The 1,778-nt window shown below is 64.8% G+C and carries 1 protein-coding gene; it reads left to right on the top strand.

What is annotated here, in order from left to right; translation table 11 throughout:
- The first annotated feature begins 130 nt into the window (after positions 1 to 130).
- Positions 131 to 1,738 carry a hypothetical protein gene (locus ETD86_RS54220; protein WP_138674367.1) on the top strand — a complete coding sequence of 536 codons (1,608 nt, stop codon included), beginning with the start codon at positions 131 to 133 and terminating at the stop codon, positions 1,736 to 1,738.
- Positions 1,739 to 1,778: the final 40 nt, after the last annotated feature.

The following is a 1,778-nucleotide window of genomic DNA, read 5'->3' as shown; positions in this document are numbered from 1 at the left end:
GATCGCGAAGTGTCACTGGAGTACTACTGAGGCTTCGCCTCGGACCGCCGAGATTGCCGGTTCCGCTGGCGATCTTGCTCGGGTGAGTTCATCGTCACGACCATAGAAACGGTTGCGGTGGGTGGTCACCATGGCGCGAGTCGTGACGGTGAACGACATTCTCGACGGGCACGTGAAGCTGGACATCGAGTGCCTGGACCGGATCTACCTCAACGCCTACGTGCCGATCCTGCAGACCAGCTCACAGGTAGTGGCGTTCCTGTCCGGGCATCTGGGCTTCCCGTTTCCCTCGCCGGTGCTGTTCAAGCAGTTGGGCGACCGGTTCCGGCGGGCGGTGGCCTCTTTCGCCGAGGTCAACCACATTCCCTGGGTCAAGTTCGGCAAGGACCAGGCCAAGCTGGAGACGATGACCCCGTACCTGGCTCGTCAGGCTGCCACGGGATGCTCCGGGGTGGCGGCGATTGGGGTGGCGCAGGAGTTCCAGCGCGTGTGGACCGCGCACGAGGGCAAGACCTCCACCGGCACACCACGCTGGAGCTTCGTCAAAGCCGACCGGCGAGTCACCTGCTACTACTTCTATCTCTGGGACGCCGACTTCGGTCCGGCCTTCATCAAGATCTGCGCCTACTTCCCCTACCCGGGCAAGATCTGGATCAACGGCCACGAGTGGGCCAAACGCCAAGCGGTCAAGGCCGGCGTCGGCTTCACCGAGCTGTCCAACGGGTTCGCCACCTGCAACGACCCGCTCGCGCTGCAGGACATCTGCGACCGGCTCAGCTCAGGCACGATCAACGTGTTCGTCCAGCGCTGGCTGCACCGCCTGCCGCTGCCCTTCGACGACAAAGATCACGACGCGGGCTACTGGTGGGAGACCTCCATGCGGCAGATCGAAATCTCCCGCACCCTGGTCTTCGACGCTCCCCGCCACGCCCGCGGCTTCTTCGAAGCCCTCATCGCCGACAACCTCGACATCGGCCGCCCGCACAACATCGAGATCATCTTCGCCCGGCGGGTGCGCCGCGACACCGCGGGAACCTTCCGCACCGCGATCGACCGCCGTGACAACGGTGGTGTCCTCGTCAACGTCTTCTACAAGCACTCAAGGATCAAGCAATACCTCAAGGACGGCCGGGCGATGCGCATCGAGACCGTCGTCAACGCCCCTCGTGATCTGGGCTGCCAGGCCCGCCTGCACAACTTGGAAGAGCTTCAGGCCGAGGCCCGCGCCGCCAATCGGCGCATACTGGAGGTCGAACGTGCCGGCCAGGGTTGCGTCCTTGCGAGTCCAGCCTTTGAGCGGATCGCGCACCCCACCACCGATGAGGTGGGGCGGAGGACCCCGGCGCTACGCTTCGGCGATCCTCGAGTCATGGCCCTGGCCGGCGCCCTGTGCCAGACGCTGCTCGCCGCGACCGGCTTCACCAACAAGAACCTTCGCGTCTTGATGACCGGACTGCTCGGCACCACCGCCTACAGCACGGGCCAGATGACCTACGACCTGCGCCGCCTACGGCTCAACGGTCTGATCCGCCGGCTGCCCCGCTCCAACCGCTACGTCCTGACCGACGACGGCGTGCGCATCGCCGTCTTCTACACCAAGATCTACAACCGGTTACTCGTCCCGCTGACCGCTGCCGATCAAGCCCAAGCACCGCCCGAACTCCGAGCCGCACTCAAGACCATCACCCGGCACGTCGACGACTACGCCGCCCAAGCTCGGCTCCCTCGGGCGTCGTGAAACTTGACACAAACGTCCAGAAACGCGAGACCAAAGATCG

The sequence above is a fragment of the Nonomuraea turkmeniaca genome, from assembly GCF_005889735.1.
Taxonomy (GTDB): domain Bacteria; phylum Actinomycetota; class Actinomycetes; order Streptosporangiales; family Streptosporangiaceae; genus Nonomuraea; species Nonomuraea turkmeniaca.
This window is presented reverse-complemented; position numbering and strand designations above follow the sequence as displayed.

Excerpts from the sequence above, each read along its gene's own strand:
- ETD86_RS54220 (WP_138674367.1), top strand. The coding sequence starts at position 131 with ATGGCGCGAGTCGTGACGGTGAACGACATTCTCGACGGGCACGTGAAG.